This window comes from Saccharothrix coeruleofusca, assembly GCF_014648515.1.
GTDB classification, from domain to species: Bacteria; Actinomycetota; Actinomycetes; order Mycobacteriales; family Pseudonocardiaceae; genus Actinosynnema; species Actinosynnema coeruleofuscum.
In genome coordinates this window covers 1-15183 of record NZ_BMRG01000037.1, presented here as the reverse complement: position 1 = coordinate 15183, position 15183 = coordinate 1, and the positions used below count along the sequence as shown (strand labels likewise).

Sequence of the window (15183 nt, the reverse complement as noted above, 5' to 3'; positions counted from 1 at the left end):
CCGCAACGATCAACGGCCCGCAGACGAAGATCGTCTACGAGCCGCTGACCTGCAAAAACACACTGTGGGCGATACTGAGATCGAACCAGTGACCTCTTCGGTGTGAATGAAGCCTCCACCTTCGGAAACAGAATTACCGCAGGCGACACGGGGCTGTTGGGAGCCGTTGAACGCGTCAGGCGGCTCCCTTTTTGCTCCTATGGCGCGCTCCCACGCGCTCCTCGGACCGCTGGGAGCCTTGCCTTTTCTCAGACGACGTCCAGTCGAGGCGCGGCAGACGCGGCTTGTGCCGCTTGGGCCACGGCCTGCGCATCGGTCAAGTTGGGGACACGCACGGCCATCGCCGGCACGGCGCGTTTCGTCGGCTTGGTGGTATAGACGGCGAAGGTCTTCGTCGACCGGTCGTAGGTGATTCCCCTGGTCTGGTTCCAGTCGACTTGGAGGAACTGCTTGCGCACCAGGCCGACGAAGAGGAACAGCAGGCGGTGGTTGGTGCAGGCCAGCACTCCCCAGCCCTCGCCCTGCGCAGCGGTCAGGGCCAGCACCTGCTCCTCCGGGCGGAGGTGATCGCCGAGGAGGTTGACCTCCTTCATCGAGCCCACGAGCAGGCCCCGCACGCGTTCGAGGGCCTGCGCCACGTCGAGCCGCAGGGTGGGCACCGGCTGCGAGGGAGCCTGGACAGGTTGCACCGCTTCGGCGGGTGGCTCCACGCGGCGCACGGCGGTCTGGAACGTCCAGTGGTGGCCGTCCCAGAATCGGACCAGGGCGTCGTCGAGGGGGTCGGTCAGCCAGGCGGCGGAGCGCACCGGCGGAGCGGGTGGCAACGGGGCACCGGGTGAGTGAGTCATCGTTCACTCACCGCCGTCGTCAGACAGGTCGCCGTCCGCACCGGCGTCGGTCGGCGTGACGGCCACTAGCACTGGCTCCTGGGGTAGTGCTGCGCCGTCGGTCTGACGTCGTCCGGGATCGGAGGCGCGCCATTCGACGGCTTCCGCGGTGTCGTTGTACTCCAGGACGTGGTCGTTCCCCAACTCGGCCAGGAGGTCGCGGACCTCGGCAGGGGTGGCGTAGAAGAACTCCCGCCGCGGGTTGACCAGGTTCACCCGCTTGTGGCTCAGCCGCTGGTGCAAGGCGGTTTCCAGGGCGACCGCGTCCTCGGAGAAGAACAGGGCGTGGGTGTCGAACCGGAAGGGCACGGAGGCGTCCCCGAGTTCCCGGACGCGGTCCATCGGTTCCAGCCGCCGCGTCATGCCGATCTTGACCACATCAGGGCCGAACGCCCCGACGTTGGAGATCACGTACACATAGCCCGCCCGCACGTTGGCCGCTCGCTGCTCGACGCCAGTGATGGCGTCGTTGACCGACGCGAGCTGTTCCCGCGCCCGTGCCAGCCCGTCGAGGTCACCCTTCGCTTCGAGCTTGGCCACGACGGTGGCGTAGTGGGAGCGTTCCTTGGCCAGGCGTGCCCGTTCCCGCTCGATCTCTTTCATCACCTTGGCTTCTTCGCGGAGCCGCTCGCGTTCCGCGCGGGCCGCCTCCCGTTCGACCTCCGCCTTGACGAGGTGATCGGCGGTCAGGTCGATTTCGTGCAACCGCAGCCGGTGGTAGTCCGCCGAGATGACGATGCGCATCAGCGCGCCCAGCTTGCCGATGGTGTCCCGCGTCGTGGTCAGCCGCTTCTTCACCGCCTCACGGGTGTGCGGCTTGACCGCGCGTACCGCGTTGTCGGCCTCGGTGTTGTAGGCGCGCAGCATCAGCTTGGCGATGTCCCTGCCCAGCTTCTGCCCCTCCTTGACCGACCCGTTCACGGCCCAGTCGACCTGGCAGGCCACCGCGTCACCCTTGGCAGCGGTCTTGATGCGCTGTTTCAACGCGTCCAAGGCGTCCTTGTAGGCGACCGCGCTGTCCAACGGGTGCGCGTACTCGTAGATCCCGACCTCTTGGAGCAGGGCCAGCTCGCGCGTCTCCACCAGCTGTGACTGCCACGTACCGACCTCGGCCACCAGGCGCTGCCGCGATGCGTCCAGAGTTGCGAACTCGTGTCTGGACCGCTCCACCGCCGACCTCAGCTCGCGCAGCTCGGCCTCCAACGCAGGAGTTCCCGCACCGCGGAGCTGCCCCACCCATCCGCGCAACTCTGTGATCGTGGCGTGCGCCGAAGCCAACTGCTGCTGGAGCGCGGCGACTTCCGCGCTCCCCTTGTTGCCGAACAGAGCCACGCTGGTCCTCTCCACGAGCCGTACCGGGAACCGCAGGACACATGTGTCGCGGCACGTTCTCCTGGATCGCCCCCTGGATCATCCGTGTTACACCACTGCACCGCCGATCCGGCAAGCGCGCCCCATGTCGGGTGTCTCTTCCACCCGTGCCGGTGATTTGGGGTACCAGCCCATCGACCTGGGACACCGGTTGACTCAGGTCTCGGTTTGAAGTCGACACGAGAACTTCGTAGCGAAGAACCCCGAAGAGCGATGAAGGTCCCAAGGCAATCGCCGCGTGCAGCTCGTGGACCGCAACGGTGATGGCTGTTCGCTCCAACTCGACCGGACCCGACTCTCGACGTGACCGTCGATGCACGCTGCGCGACCGGTCGAAGCAGCCCGAAGAGGAGGACAGGTGCTCGACTACAGGCTGTTCATCGAAGTTGACCGAAATTGCCATCAAGTGGAGAAACTGGTCCGCGAGCGGTGGCACGCATGGCTCCGCTCGAAGAATTACCCCGCCGACACCCTGATTACGGCAGGTTCAGGCGGTCGTAGCATCTGATCGTGGTGTTCGGTGGGGAAGGATTGGCCGCCGTGCGTCGAATGTTGACCTTGGCCGAGAGGGAGGAGATCTCCCGCGGGCTGGCCGAGTCGTTGGAGTACAAGGAAATCGCCGTTCTGATAGGGCGTGATCCCTCGGTCGTCTCGCGTGAGGTGGCCCGGCATGGCGGTCGCGCCGGGTATCGGGCCGTGGTGGCCGACCGGGCGGCGGGGACGGCCCGGTCGCGACCGAAATCCTTGGCGGTGGACCGAGACCCCGTGGTGCGGGCACGTGTCGTCGGGCTGTTGCGGGCGGGCTGGTCGCCGGCGTCGATCGCGGGCCGGTTGGCACGGGGCCAGGACGGCGAGGACGCTGTGCGGGTGAGCCACGAGGCCGTCTACCAGTGGGTCTACGCCCAACCTGTCGCCACGCCGAACCGGGAGCTGATCGCGCTGCGCACCGGCCGCACGTCCCGCCCGGCACCGGCGCCGCACATCCGCGAACCCCGCTACCTCGACGAGCGCCCCGCCGAGGCCGACGACCGGGCCATGCCCGGCCACCGGGAGGGGATCTGGTGATCGGCAAGGGCGGGCGCAGCGCGGTGGCCACCCTGCTCGAGCGCACCAGCCGCTTCCTGGTCCTGGTGCCGCTGCGCGGACGCGACTCGCTGACCGTCACCGATGCGATCATCGCCGCCGTCGGCGACCTCCGGCCTCGATCACACGCTCCCCGACCTGGGACTGCGGCTCCGAGATGGCCCTGCACCAGCAGGTGACCGCCACCGGACTGCCGGTCTTCCTCGCCCACCCGCACCCGCCCCGGGAACGCGGCAGCAACGACAACCTCAACCGCATCGTCCGCGAGTTCCTCGCTGGGTTTCCTCCAGTTGTGGATCTTACGGGGTCGGTCGTTGATCTCGGTGGCGATGGCGGCGAGGTAGCGGGGGTCGGTCGGGATGTCGACGCCCTTGGGCAGGAACTCACCGAACTCCTCGAAGCAGATGCTTCCACCGCCTGAACTCGCCCCCGCCTGACATCCAGAACCATCCGTGTCGCCCGCTCACGCAGCTCGTCAGGCTATTTCTTCGGTGGTGCCATAACTCCTCATCATCCAAGCTTGATGGTCTCCATCGCGGCTCAGGCGTTGGCCGCTTCGAGGATTGCGGCGGAGGTCGTGAACACCTGAAGGACCTCGGCCGCGACAGCGTTGAGGTCCGTCGTGGCTTCGCTCTCGACACCCAGCAGTGCCGTCACGGCGGCCGCGAGGACGTCCTCGGGCGGCATGGTGGTGCTCGGGCTGACGTGCTTGCGCACCTGGATCTCCAAATGCCCGAGGGTGAGGCTCTGCAACGCGTATGCCTGGTCGTCCAGCTCCCAGTCCGTGCGAACCAAGCCGTGCCTGCGCCAGATCGGCAGAAGAGCCTTGATCAGGGCAGGCGCCCCGTGCTGCTTGATCAGGTTCTGACTGCGGGGATGGTCGATGACGAGGCCGAGCACGTCGGCGTCGTTTGCTTGAAGAGCCCGGACCAGGGGCCTTTCGAGCGCGGACCGGACGAGGTACGGGCAGAGCCGGTGCGGCAGGGTGAGCTCGAGGTTCCGCGTCGCCGCCTCGCGGAAGCCGTTGATGAGCGTGAGGACGTCGCGGGTGAGCAGTTCGAGGAAGACGTCTTCCTTCGTGCTCCAGTACAGGTAAACCGTTCCCTTGCCCACGTGCGCGCGTTCCGCGATATCGGCGATGGTCACTCCGCGGAAGCCGCGCTTCAAAAGGAGCTCCTCGGCGGAAGCGAGAATACGCGTGACTTTGTCCGCACTTCGTCCCGTACGCGTCACCATGTGCCGTCAACTCCGATTCCACCCCATGCTGGACGCTCCACGTAAGCGACGCCCTGGCGTGGCACGTCATACCACACTCGCAGCGCGGCGCCTCGTCCCGCGATCCGAGCGGGCGTCCCCGCCCTGCGGGCAGGCACACCCCGACGAACCAGCCACGAGATCCAGCAAGTAATCCGCGTCACATACTGACCAGATGACGAATTTGGTCAGTTGGTCATACGATCGTGGCATGACTTCCTCCCACGGCACCCGCAAGGCCCTCGTCGTCGGCCTCGGGATCAGCGGCATCTCCGCAGCCATCGCGCTGAGGAAGGCGGGCTGGACTCCAGTCGTGATCGAGAAGGCGCCGGGTCGGAGGCGGGGCGGTTACTGCATCGGCCTGTTCGGTGTGGGGCGCAACGCGGCGCAACGGTTGGGAATCTCGCACGGACTCGAAGACCGCACCCCGGCGAACCTGATCACCTACCAGCTGGACCGGAAGGGCAACAAGCGGCCGACCACGGGGTTCTCGGACCAGCCGGGAGGCCCTGCGCTCCTGCTGCGAGGCGATGTGGAGCAGGCGGCGTTCGCCGCGCTGGATCCGGACATCGAAGTCCGCTACTCGACCGTCCCCGTCGCGATCCACCAGCATGCCCGCGGTGTCGAGGTCACCACGCGCAACGCGGTGGACGGGACGGAGCGCACCGAGCGCTTCGAGCTCGTGATCGGGGCGGACGGCCTGCGCTCCACCGTGCGCAAGCTGGTGTTCGGGCCGGATGAGAACTACCTGCGCCGGCTGAACTACATGATCGCGGCCTACCAGCTCCCAGGGGATCTTCCTGGTCTCGCGCAGGGTGAAGGGGCAATCTTGGCCGAGCCTGGCCGCTCCTTCTGGCTGTTCCCGTTCGCGGACCAGCCGCCTGCCGTGCTCTTCTCCTACCGGACCACCAACGTCGACGCGGAGTTCGCGATCCCGGCGGCTCAACGCATCCGCGAGGTCTACGGGCCAGAGCCCCTGGGGCCGACACTGGAACAGGCCGTGCGGTTCTTGGAGGACACCGACCAGTACTTGTTCGACTCGGTCGAACAAGTACACCTCGACTCCTGGCATCGCGGCCGCGTCGTGCTCGTCGGCGACTCGGCGTGGTGCGTCACCCTCTACGCGGGCATGGGCGTGTCCAACGGGATCGCCGGCGCGGAGCTCCTCGGGACGATGCTCACCCGCTACCCGGAAGATCCAGAGAGGGCGCTGATCGAATGGGAGAAGACGACGCGTCCCTACATGGAGTACTTCCAGAGCTTCGCATCGCGCGGTCGATTGGTCTTCACTCCGGCCAACCGGCCGGAGACGGTACTCCGATCGGCGATGCTGCGCCTGGCGCGCTCACCGCTGGCCGGCACGGTGCAGCGGTTGGTCGGTGTGAACGGCAGAGCATCCCTGATGCGCAACGCCGACCTCGAGGAGGCTGTCCACCTGATCAAGCGCTGATCCCGAGTCGCCGTGGGCGAAAGCCGATTTGGCGGGTGTGCTGCCGCGTTCGTCTCCGTTCGGCGCACGGGTTCCGCTGTGAAGTATGTGACGGTTGATCCGCGGAGTGGGGTGTTCACCGAAGTGGCCCTGTGAGGTGCCAGAACTCTGCGCTGGGGCGATGAGCTGCGGCGATCGCGCACCACGAGCCGTGGAGGCGTGATCGCCAGGCATGGCGTTACGACTGGTGTACCTGATCTTCCTCAGGCTCGTCGGGTGGTTGGTTCTGCTCGGCCGGTCGTCGGCGGCCAAGGACGTGGAGTCGCTGGTGCTGCGGCACGAGGTCGCCGTGCCGCGCCGGACCAACCCCGCCCGCAGTGGGACTGGGCCGATCGTGCGGTGCTCGCCGCGTTGGTGCGACGCCTACCCATCAGGCCATGCTCAACCCCGCCTGCTCGATCATCTGCCTTCGCGCGAAGTCATTCTGAACTGATTACTTGGGCATCCGTGAGAGCACGGCCCGCGGGCACCACGGCGGCGACGCTCTAATCCTGGCCTCAGGTTGATCGGAGACGATGAGCGGCAAAGCACCGACTGGAGGGAGCGGGCCAGCGTGCGGATCATGATCGCGGATGACGAGGCGGCCATCCGTGAGTCGCTGGAGCGGGTGCTCCAGGTCGAGGGTTACGACACCAGCACCGTCGCCAACGGTCTCGCCGTGCTCGACGGGATCGATGGCGACGAGCCGGACCTGCTGATCCTCGACGTGATGATGCCCCGCCTCGGCGGGGTGGAGACCTGCAGGCGGTTGCGGGCAGCGGGCCGGGATCTGCCGGTGCTGATGCTGACCGCCCGTGATCAGGTCTCCGACCGGGTCGCGGGGCTGGACGCCGGCGCCGACGACTACCTGCCCAAGCCGTTCGCCACCGAGGAGTTGCTGGCCAGGGTCCGAGCCCTGCTGCGCCGCCGCGCGCCGGGCGGCGAGGAGTCGCAGGTCCTGACGTTCGCCGACGTCCGGGTCGATCCCGACGGGTTCGAGGCGTGGCGGGGCGGGCGGCCGCTCCGCCTGACCCGGACCGAGTTCTTCCTGCTGGAGGTTCTCGTGCGCAACGCGACCAGGGTGCTGACCCGAGGCGAGCTGTTCGGGGCGATCTGGGGCTTCGACATGAGCGCCACCTCCAACAACCTCCAGGTGTACGTGAGCTACCTGCGCCGCAAGATGGAGGCCGAGGGTGAGCCGCGACTGATCTACACGCGGCGTGGCCTGGGGTACACCTTGCGGGAGACTCCCCCGTGAGCAGGCCCACCGGCCGGGGCTCGCGCCGGCTGACCCGCTGGTGGCGCAGGCGGTCCCTGCGGACCAGGCTGACGGTGATCGCGGCGTCGGCCATCGCGGCCAGCGTGTTCATGTCCTTCCAGGTGGCCAGCGAGCTGATGGAGTGGGAGCTGCGGGCCACCGCGGAGGATCAGCTGCGCGCCGACTCCCGCGTCCTGGCAGCGAACGCGGAGCGCGACGGCCTGGCGCAGGTCCAGCTACCGCCGTATCCCGGATCCGGTCGGCTGGTGCGGGTCATCCTGCCCGACGGCTCGATCCGGACGCCGGTCGGCCAACCCGCGCTGCCCCCGGTCAGCGAGCACGCCGGGCGCGTGGCGCAGGGCGCGTCAGCCGACCTGATGGAGTCGGGCGACAGCGACGACGACGGCTACTTCGTCTACACGCTGCGGGCGGGCGATGGCGCGATCCAGGTGGCCCGCGCCGCCGACGACACCCCGATCAACCAGTTCGGGTTCGGCATGCTGCTGATCGGGTTGCTCTGCGTGGCCTGTGGCGCCCTCGTCGGGCGGGCCGTGGCGCGGACCGGGCTGGCACCGATCGACCGGCTGACCGCCGCCGCGGTACGTGTCGCGCACACCAGGGATCTCGACGCCGACATCCCGGATGAGGGTGGTGGGGAGATCCGCCAGCTGATCCAGTCGATCAACGACATGCTCGCCGCGCTCCGGGACTCCCGGCAGGCCCAGCGGCTGCTCGCCGAGGACGCCGCCCACGAGCTCAAGACTCCGCTCACCAGTCTGCGCCTCAACATCGAGCTGCTGATCCGGCTCGATCAGCGCGGCGCCCTGGACAGCGCACTGCCCTCGGAGAGCCGGACCCGGCTGCTCAACGATCTCGGTGCCCAGGTGGCCGAGTTGAGCACCCTTGTCGCCGAGCTGACCGACTTGGCGCGCGGTGACGTCAGCGACGAGAGCGCCGAACTGCTCGACCTCGCCGACGTGGTGGCGGCCGCCGCGACCCAGGCGTGTTCCCGCGTGCCCGACATCGAGGTCGCGCTCGACGTGACCTCCGTGTGGGTGAGCGGGCGTCCCGCCGCGCTCCGGCGGGCGGTGCTCAACCTCATCGACAACGCAGGCAAGTGGTCCCCCGCGGACCAGCCCGTCCAGGTCCGGCTCCGCGCCCAGGGCGCGTCGGCGGTGCTCGAGGTCGACGACGCCGGGCCGGGTATCGACGCCGCCGACGTCCCGCGGGTGTTCGACCGGTTCTACCGCGCCGACAGCGCCCGGTCGTTGCCGGGTTCCGGTCTGGGACTGTCGATCGTGCAGCGGGTCGTCAACGCCCACGGCGGCCGGGCGACCGTCGCCCGCTCCACACGCGGTGGCGCGCTGCTCCGGGTCGACCTCCCGGCCGTCCCGATCACGCCGCTCACCGCCGGGGAGAACACCGTGGTGCGCTGATCCGGGACGGGCTCGCGTGCCCGTCCCGGATCTCGTCCGCGCCACCGCGCTCACCGTTGCAGCGCGGACTCCTCGTCGTCGGCGAGCGGCCGTTGGCCGGGCGGCAGCTCCACCGGCCGGGACAGCCGGCTCGGCCACCACATCCGCCTGCCGATCAGCAGGGTGAGAGCGGGCACCAGGATCGACCGCACCAGCAGGGCGTCGAGCAGTACGCCGAAGGCGACCAGGAACCCGACCTCGATCAGCATCACCAGCGGGAGCGAGACGAGGACACCGAACGTGGCCGCCAGGACGAGACCCGCCGAGGTGATCACGCCACCGGTGGCGGAGAGGGCCTTGAGCATGCCCTCCCTGGTGCCCAGACGCGCTGTCTCCTCCCGTGCCCGGCTGGCCAGGAAGATGTTGTAGTCGACGCCGAGCGCCACCAGGAACAGGAACGCCAGCAGCGGCACCGAGTAGTCGACGCCCTTGAACCCGAGGATCTTGTCGAAGACGAACACGCTGCCGCCGAAGGCCGCCGCGAACGAGACCACCACGGTGGCCATCAGCAATAGCGGGGCCACGACCGCTCGGAGCAGCAGCGCGAGAACGACCAGGACGACCATGAGCACCAGCGGGATCACCAGCTTCTCGTCGCGGCTGGTGGTCACCTCGGTGTCGAGGTGTTCCGCACTCGGCCCGCCGACGATCGCCTCCGCCCCGCTCACCGCGTGCACGGCGGTGCGCACCCGCTTGATCGTGTCGTACTCCGCGACGGTGTCCGGCGCGTCCGTCGGGAACACCGAGATGTCGGTCCAGCCACCGCTGGTCTCACCGGGGATGGCCGCTGCCACACCGCGAGTGCCCTTGACGACGTCGAGCACCCGCTCTTGGTGCGCCGGCCGCGTGAAGACCGTCATCGGCTGGCCGCCGAGCTCCGGGAAGTGCTGGCGCAGAATGGTGAAGCCGGTGACCGACTCCGGCGCGGACACGAACTGGTCCTGCTCTCGCAGAGCGCCGGTGTTGCTCGTCAGCCCGAGGGCGAGAACACCCAGGACTGCGAGCGAGCCGAGCGTCGCCACCCACCGGCGGCGGCTGATCGCGGCGCCGAGCCGCACCCACAGCCCCGGCTTCTCCTCCACGGCCGTGCTGAACCGCGGGATGGCAGGCCAGAAGATCCGCCTGCCGAGCACCACCAGCAGCGCCGGGAACAGCGTCAGCATGGCCACCAGCGCGCACAGGATGCCTGCCGCGCCGACCGGGCCCAGCCCGCTGGTGCTGTTCAGGTCCGCGACGAGCAGGCAGAGCAAGCCGGCGATCACGGTGGCCGCGGACGCGACGATGGCAGGCGCCGCGCCGCGCAGCGCGTGGACCATCGCGACCCGGACGTTCTCGTGGTGGTGCAACGCTTCTCGGTACCGGGCGATGAGCAACAGCGCGTAGTCCGTGCCGACGCCGAACACCAGGATCGTCAGCAGCGCCGAGTTCTGGTCGTTGACCACGATGCCGAAGCCCTTGACGAGCAGGTAGACGGTGGCCATCGAGGTCACTGCGGCCGCGCCGACCGCCACCAGCGGGATGAGCCACAGCACCGGGCTGCGGTAGGTGATGATGAGCAGCAGCGTGACGACGACGATGGTGGTGAGCAGGACCTGCAGGTCGATGCCGTCGAAGACGGCGTCCATGTCGCCCTCGACTGCGGCCGGGCCGGTCACCTCGAGTGCGAGGCCGGCGGGGCGGTCCTTCGCGGCGTCACGCAATGGGCCGACGATGGCCTCCGGTTCACCGTAGGTCGTGCTCACATCGAGGGTGAACATCATCGCCTTGCCGTCGGTGGAAGGGCTCATCTGTGGGCCCTCGTCGTCCTCGCCGGCCGGGGCCGCCACCTTGGGCGGGTACCGCTTGGCAAGGGTGTCGTAGTGGCGCTCGACCGTCGCGCGGTCGGTGTCGGTCATGCCGCTGTCGCGGTGGTACACGAAGACGAACGTGTTGTCCTCCCCGCCGGGGAGACTGTCCTCCAGCACCGCGACCTTGGTGGACTCGGCACCGGCAGGCAGGGTGTCCGCGGCCTTGTCGGTGGTGACCGAACTCAGCTTTCCGCTCAACGGCACCATGACCACCGTCAGCACCAGCCACAAGCCGATCACCAGCCACGGCACCCACCGGCCTGCCAACCGGCCGGGCGGTGCTTCCCCGGATGGTGCTGCGTTGACTGCCATTCACGAGCCTCCTACGTAGGTGTTGCTTCACCTGTCTGGCGCCGACTTCCTACTGGCCGAATCTGAGAAGACCGTTAATGCGGTGCTCAGACCGGTTGATGGGACAGGGCGTGCAGCACGCAGGGGATGGCGGCAGTCCTGCGAGGACGCCGCGGAGTAGTACCGTCGTACCGCCTACCTCCCGAGAATGACGACCGCGGTAGGACGAAACGGCATGGATTCGGTTCTAGCGTTCAGGTCATGACGAAAACTGATAGTCCACTGTGGAGGCTGGGTGCCGCCACGGTGGCGCTGGCGACGGCGTTCACCGTCGTCGCCTGCGGGTCGAGCGCGAACAACGGTGCGGCTCCCACCTCGGCAGGCCAGCACAACGGGCACACGGGCAAGTCACCGGCCGCACCGCTGCCGCTGCGCGCCGGCGAGCGGTTCCTCGACGTGACGATGGCCCAGGCCTACACGCCCACGCCGCCGGAGGGCGACACGGACGATTACCGGTGCCAGGTGATCGATCCGGGCCTGACCAAGACGGAGTTCCTGACCGGGACCCAGTTCACGCCGGAGAACGTCGCCCTCGCGCACCACGCCATCGTGTACGCGGTGCCGCCGGGCGGCGCTGCCGCGGTGCGGGAGCAGGACGCGAAGACCTCCGGCCTCGGCTGGCAGTGTTTCGGCGGGACCGGCGTGGCCGGTGCCGAGGAGGATGACGGGGACGCGGCGTGGGTGGACACCTGGGCGCCGGGCGCCACGGAAACGCTGCTCGACCAGGACGCCGGCTACAGGCTGGAGCCGGGCAGCCTGATCGTCCTGCAGATCCACTACAACCTGCTCGAGAGCGACGGCAAGCCGGCTGGGTCGGACCGCTCGGCGGTGCGACTGCGGGTGACGGACGGCACGCCGCAGACCAGGGAACTCGAGACGTGGCCGCTCTCCGCGCCGACCGACCTGCCCTGCGCCGCCGGCGAGTCGGGTCCGCTCTGTGACCGGGCGGCCTCGGTCGCGGACGTGACGAAGCGGTTCGGGGCGGACACCGGCGAGATGGCGGACCGCCAGGTGCAGGAGTGCAACCAGGGCGGCGTGCCGAAGCCCGGCGACACCCAGACCTGCGACCACAAGGTGGAGGCGCCGATGACGCTGTTCGCCGGTTTCGGCCACATGCACATGCTCGGGCGGGCCCTCAAGGTCGAACTCAACCCTGGCACGCCGAACGCCAAGGTCGTGCTGGACGTGCCGCAGTTCGACTTCGACAACCAGCGGCTGCTGAAGCTGCCGTCGCCGGTGGAGATCGGTCCGGGGGACATGCTGCGGGTGACGTGCACGCATGACGCGAAGCTGCGCAAACAGCTGCCACAGCTGAGCAAGCTGCCGCCGCGCTACGTGGTGTGGGGCGACGGCACCAGCGACGAGATGTGCACGGGCATCATGACGGTCTCCCCCCGCAAGTCCTGACGTGAGGGTCGAACATGCGTGAACTCACCGAGGTGTCGCGGCCGACGACGGTGTGCTCGGCCGCGACATGACCCGGTTACGTTTGGATTCCCCGAGGCGGTCGCCGGTCTGGGTGTTGCTGCCGCTACGTGCATTTCTCGGTGGCACCTTCTCCTACGCCGGCCTCTCCAAGCTCCTCGACACGCACTACTTGGATGACACCTCGCCACTCGGTGTCCGCGCGCAGATGGTGAACGCCGCCGAGACCTCCCCGATCGGCCCGCTGGTCTCGCTGGCCGCCGACCACGCGACCATCGCCGGGCTGGCGATCGCTTTCGGGGAGATCGCGGTCGGGCTCGCCACCCTGCTCGGGCTGTTCACCCGGCTCGCCGCACTCGGCGGTGTCCTCCTCTCGCTCAGCTTCTTCCTGACGGTGAGCTGGACGACTCGGCCTTACTACGTCGGGGCCGACATCGTGTTCGCCGTCGCTTGGACCCCGTTGCTGATCGCGGGCGACGCCGGGGTGTTGTCACTGAGCGCCCGGCTGCGTGCGGGGGTGCGGCAGCGGCTCGGCCTGCCGGTGCACCCCACACCGGAGGAAGACCGGACGGTGCAGGACGACGTCGAGCGGCGCACCGTGCTGCGGAGCGGTCTGATCGCGGGGGCGGCGACCGCTGCCGGAGTCACCGCTGGCAGCGTGCTGGCGCTCGCCCGGCGCCCTGCCCGCTCGCCGGCGGACCCGGTGAGCCACGGCCCGGTGATCGCCGCGGTCGACGACGTCGTCGTCGGCTCGTCGAAGAGCTTCACGATGCCGAACGGGACGCCCGCCTATCTCCTGCGCCCGGCGCCCGACACCTTCCTGGCGTTCAACGCCACCTGCAGCCATCAGGGCTGCCCGGTCTCCTACGTCGGCCCTGGATTCCGGTGCCCCTGCCACGGCGCCACCTACGACGGGAACGGAGAGGTGACCGGAGGGCCGGCACCCAAACCGCTGGTCAAAGTCCCGGTCAAAATCGTCGAGGGTCAGGTCGTGCTCGCCTGAGGAACAGCTCGGCCTCGGAGACGTTGTCGTCGGTATCGATTCGCCCACAACGGTGATGACGTCTTCGAGGTCCAGCAGAATCTCGAACCCGCGAGAGGAAGCGCTAAACCGGCAGGGTGAGTCTCAGGTCGTAGGCGAGGATGACGGCCTGGATCCGGTCCCGTGCGCCGATCTTGGCGAGGACCCGCCCGACGTGGGTCTTCACCGTCGACTCCGACAGCGTGAACCGTTGCGCGATCTCGCCGTTGGTGAGGCCGTGGCCGATGGCGACGAGGATCTCGCGTTCGCGGCCGGTCAGGGAGTCCAGCCGGGAATCCCTCCTCACGGCCCCGCAGAAGTCATCGCCGAGCCGGTCGGCGGCCATGTCGAGCAGCCGCCGAGTCAGCGCCGGCGCGATCACCGCGTCCCCGGCGGCGACAGCCCGGATACCTGCGAGCAGTTCTTCCGGGCGGGTGTCCTTGAGCAGGCAACCGCTCGCCCCGGCCCGCAGCACGGCGAACGCGTACCGGTCCACGTCGAACGTCGTCAGCACAAGGATCCGCGAACGCCCACTGGCGGCGGCGATGCGCCGGGTGGCCTCGATCCCGTCGACACCCGGCATGCGGATGTCCATCAGCACCACGTCGGGATGCAACTCGGTGGTCCACCGAACGGCCTCGGCGCCGTTCTCGGCCTCGCCGACGATCTCGGTGTCGGGAGAGCTCTCCAGCAGCATGCGGAACCCGAAGCGCTGCAGCGGCTGGGGGTCCACCACGAGCACAGAGATCATGAACGGCTGCCTTCCAGGTCGCGTGGACGGTTCCACCGCCGTCCCCTGCGGGGCCGGCGCTGACCGTGCCCCGTAGCGCGGCGAGTTCGGCCGTGCTGCCGAGGCCGAGACCGCGTTGCTCGGCGATGCCCATTTCATACCGAGCGAACCTGAGACGACTGTTAGAACGACGCTCAGGCCGGTTGGCCGCCGGGCGCGAGTTCATCGCCGGACGGGCCGCTGTCATGCACGACGATGTGGATCGGCGTCTCGACGGACATCGCCGCCGGAAGGCTGGCACACGACGACATCGGCGGCCCGACCTGGGCAAAGGTCAGCAGCCCAGGACTTCAATGCACGTGTCAAAGGCGGCCCGAGATCGGGATGCGACCACCAACGGCACCGGCCTCACGACCGGGATCGCCCAGCCGGCCGCGTGACTCGTGGTCGGCACCCTCGTGTCGATCCTGATCGCCGATTGCCAGCGCTACTCGTCCGCCAGAAGCCTCCAACTGCACGACGCCCACCCGCTCGCCACCGTCTGACCGAGAAAAGACTTGCCGCGGACGGTGTGTTCTCCCTCGTCACAGGGCTGCGGTCCGCGCGAGGCGGTGAACAGTGTCCGGCTACCCGCCCTGCGCGGCGACACCACCACCGACCGACCGCGGATCAACCCCGAGATGCACTTCCACGACCTACGCCACACCCACAAGACCTGGCTCATCGAGGACGGGTCCCCGAAGTCCTGCAACACAAGCGCATCGGCCACAAGTTCCACGGCGTCATGGGCGTCTACTCCCACGTCACCGAGCCCATGATCGACGCCATGCTCGCCGGACTCCAACACCGCTGGGAGCAAACCCGGGAGCGAACGGGGAGCACAAACCCATGACCACCTTCGCAACTACGGAGGTGGTCAAGATCATCCGCTCCCAATTTGCTCCCCGCAACGATCAACGGCCCGCAGACGAAGATCGTCTACGAGCCGCTGACCTGCAAAAACACACTGTGGG

12 protein-coding genes and 2 pseudogenes are annotated in these 15183 nt (G+C 68.6%); 8 read left to right on the top strand and 6 right to left on the bottom strand.

Annotation, left to right across the window (positions count from 1 at the left end; translation table 11 throughout):
* Positions 1 to 248: 248 nt before the first annotated feature.
* Complete coding sequence (locus tag IEZ00_RS35725) at positions 249 to 806, bottom strand: DUF2510 domain-containing protein (RefSeq protein ID WP_229796438.1); 558 nt, start codon at positions 804 to 806, stop codon at positions 249 to 251.
* A gap of 45 nt (positions 807 to 851) precedes the next feature.
* Entirely contained in the window at positions 852 to 2219 is a 1368-nt protein-coding gene (locus IEZ00_RS35720; RefSeq protein ID WP_189227776.1) for an SNIPE associated domain-containing protein, read from the bottom strand.
* Positions 2220 to 2616: 397 nt separating this feature from the next.
* Between IEZ00_RS35720 and IEZ00_RS35715 the strand changes: the two genes are divergently transcribed.
* Both IEZ00_RS35715 and IEZ00_RS38365 read left to right on the top strand, forming a co-directional pair.
* The gene (locus IEZ00_RS35715) at positions 2617 to 2766 is read left to right on the top strand and encodes a hypothetical protein (RefSeq protein ID WP_189227775.1); all 150 of its coding nucleotides are present in this window, start codon (positions 2617 to 2619) and stop codon (positions 2764 to 2766) included.
* 41 nt (positions 2767 to 2807) lie between these two features.
* Positions 2808 to 3615: pseudogene (locus tag IEZ00_RS38365) on the top strand (IS30 family transposase); the annotation flags it as partial.
* Here IEZ00_RS38365 and IEZ00_RS38360 read toward each other — a convergent pair.
* A pseudogene (locus IEZ00_RS38360) lies at positions 3613 to 3726 on the bottom strand (IS30 family transposase); the annotation flags it as partial. The pseudogenes IEZ00_RS38365 and IEZ00_RS38360 overlap by 3 nt on opposite strands.
* Positions 3727 to 3881: 155 nt before the next feature.
* Positions 3882 to 4577 (bottom strand): TetR/AcrR family transcriptional regulator, encoded by a 696-nt coding sequence (locus IEZ00_RS35700; protein ID WP_268248887.1) that lies wholly within the window; start codon positions 4575 to 4577, stop codon positions 3882 to 3884.
* Between the two features lie 229 nt (positions 4578 to 4806).
* On the opposite strand from IEZ00_RS35700, the gene IEZ00_RS35695 reads away from it, so the two are divergent.
* The 4 genes from IEZ00_RS35695 (at position 4807) to IEZ00_RS35680 (ending at position 8757) form a co-directional block, all read left to right on the top strand.
* Positions 4807 to 6045 carry an FAD-dependent monooxygenase gene (locus IEZ00_RS35695; protein ID WP_229796437.1) on the top strand — a complete coding sequence of 413 codons (1239 nt, stop codon included), beginning with the start codon at positions 4807 to 4809 and terminating at the stop codon, positions 6043 to 6045.
* Positions 6046 to 6271: 226 nt separating this feature from the next.
* Positions 6272 to 6517, top strand: coding sequence for a hypothetical protein (locus IEZ00_RS35690; protein ID WP_229796436.1), 246 nt, complete (start codon positions 6272 to 6274; stop codon positions 6515 to 6517).
* A gap of 120 nt (positions 6518 to 6637) precedes the next feature.
* Positions 6638 to 7321, top strand: a complete 684-nt coding sequence (locus IEZ00_RS35685) for a response regulator transcription factor (protein WP_276530120.1) — start codon at positions 6638 to 6640, stop codon at positions 7319 to 7321.
* Positions 7318 to 8757, top strand: a complete 1440-nt coding sequence (locus IEZ00_RS35680; RefSeq protein ID WP_189227769.1) for a HAMP domain-containing sensor histidine kinase — start codon at positions 7318 to 7320, stop codon at positions 8755 to 8757. The genes IEZ00_RS35685 and IEZ00_RS35680 overlap by 4 nt, the downstream gene beginning before the upstream one ends.
* 50 nt (positions 8758 to 8807) lie before the next feature.
* On the opposite strand, the gene IEZ00_RS35675 is transcribed toward IEZ00_RS35680, so the two are convergent.
* Complete coding sequence (locus tag IEZ00_RS35675; protein WP_189227768.1) at positions 8808 to 10955, bottom strand: MMPL family transporter; 2148 nt, start codon at positions 10953 to 10955, stop codon at positions 8808 to 8810.
* 285 nt (positions 10956 to 11240) lie between these two features.
* On the opposite strand from IEZ00_RS35675, the gene IEZ00_RS35670 reads away from it, so the two are divergent.
* Positions 11241 to 12401 (top strand): monooxygenase, encoded by a 1161-nt coding sequence (locus IEZ00_RS35670; protein ID WP_229796435.1) that lies wholly within the window; start codon positions 11241 to 11243, stop codon positions 12399 to 12401.
* Between the two features lie 112 nt (positions 12402 to 12513).
* Positions 12514 to 13422 carry a Rieske 2Fe-2S domain-containing protein gene (locus IEZ00_RS35665; protein WP_209620532.1) on the top strand — a complete coding sequence of 303 codons (909 nt, stop codon included), beginning with the start codon at positions 12514 to 12516 and terminating at the stop codon, positions 13420 to 13422.
* Positions 13423 to 13525: 103 nt separating this feature from the next.
* Here the strand turns inward: IEZ00_RS35665 and IEZ00_RS35660 are convergent, their stop codons facing one another.
* Positions 13526 to 14191 (bottom strand): response regulator, encoded by a 666-nt coding sequence (locus IEZ00_RS35660; RefSeq protein ID WP_189227766.1) that lies wholly within the window; start codon positions 14189 to 14191, stop codon positions 13526 to 13528.
* Between the last annotated feature and the right edge of the window lie 992 nt (positions 14192 to 15183).

Bases quoted from the DNA above. Each gene is read 5' to 3' on its own strand.
- IEZ00_RS35695 (WP_229796437.1), top strand. From the start codon at position 4,807: ATGACTTCCTCCCACGGCACCCGCAAGGCCCTCGTCGTCGGCCTCGGG.
- IEZ00_RS35700 (WP_268248887.1), bottom strand. From the start codon at position 4,577: ATGGTGACGCGTACGGGACGAAGTGCGGACAAAGTCACGCGTATTCTC.
- IEZ00_RS35675 (WP_189227768.1), bottom strand. From the start codon at position 10,955: ATGGCAGTCAACGCAGCACCATCCGGGGAAGCACCGCCCGGCCGGTTG.
- IEZ00_RS35660 (WP_189227766.1), bottom strand. From the start codon at position 14,191: ATGATCTCTGTGCTCGTGGTGGACCCCCAGCCGCTGCAGCGCTTCGGG.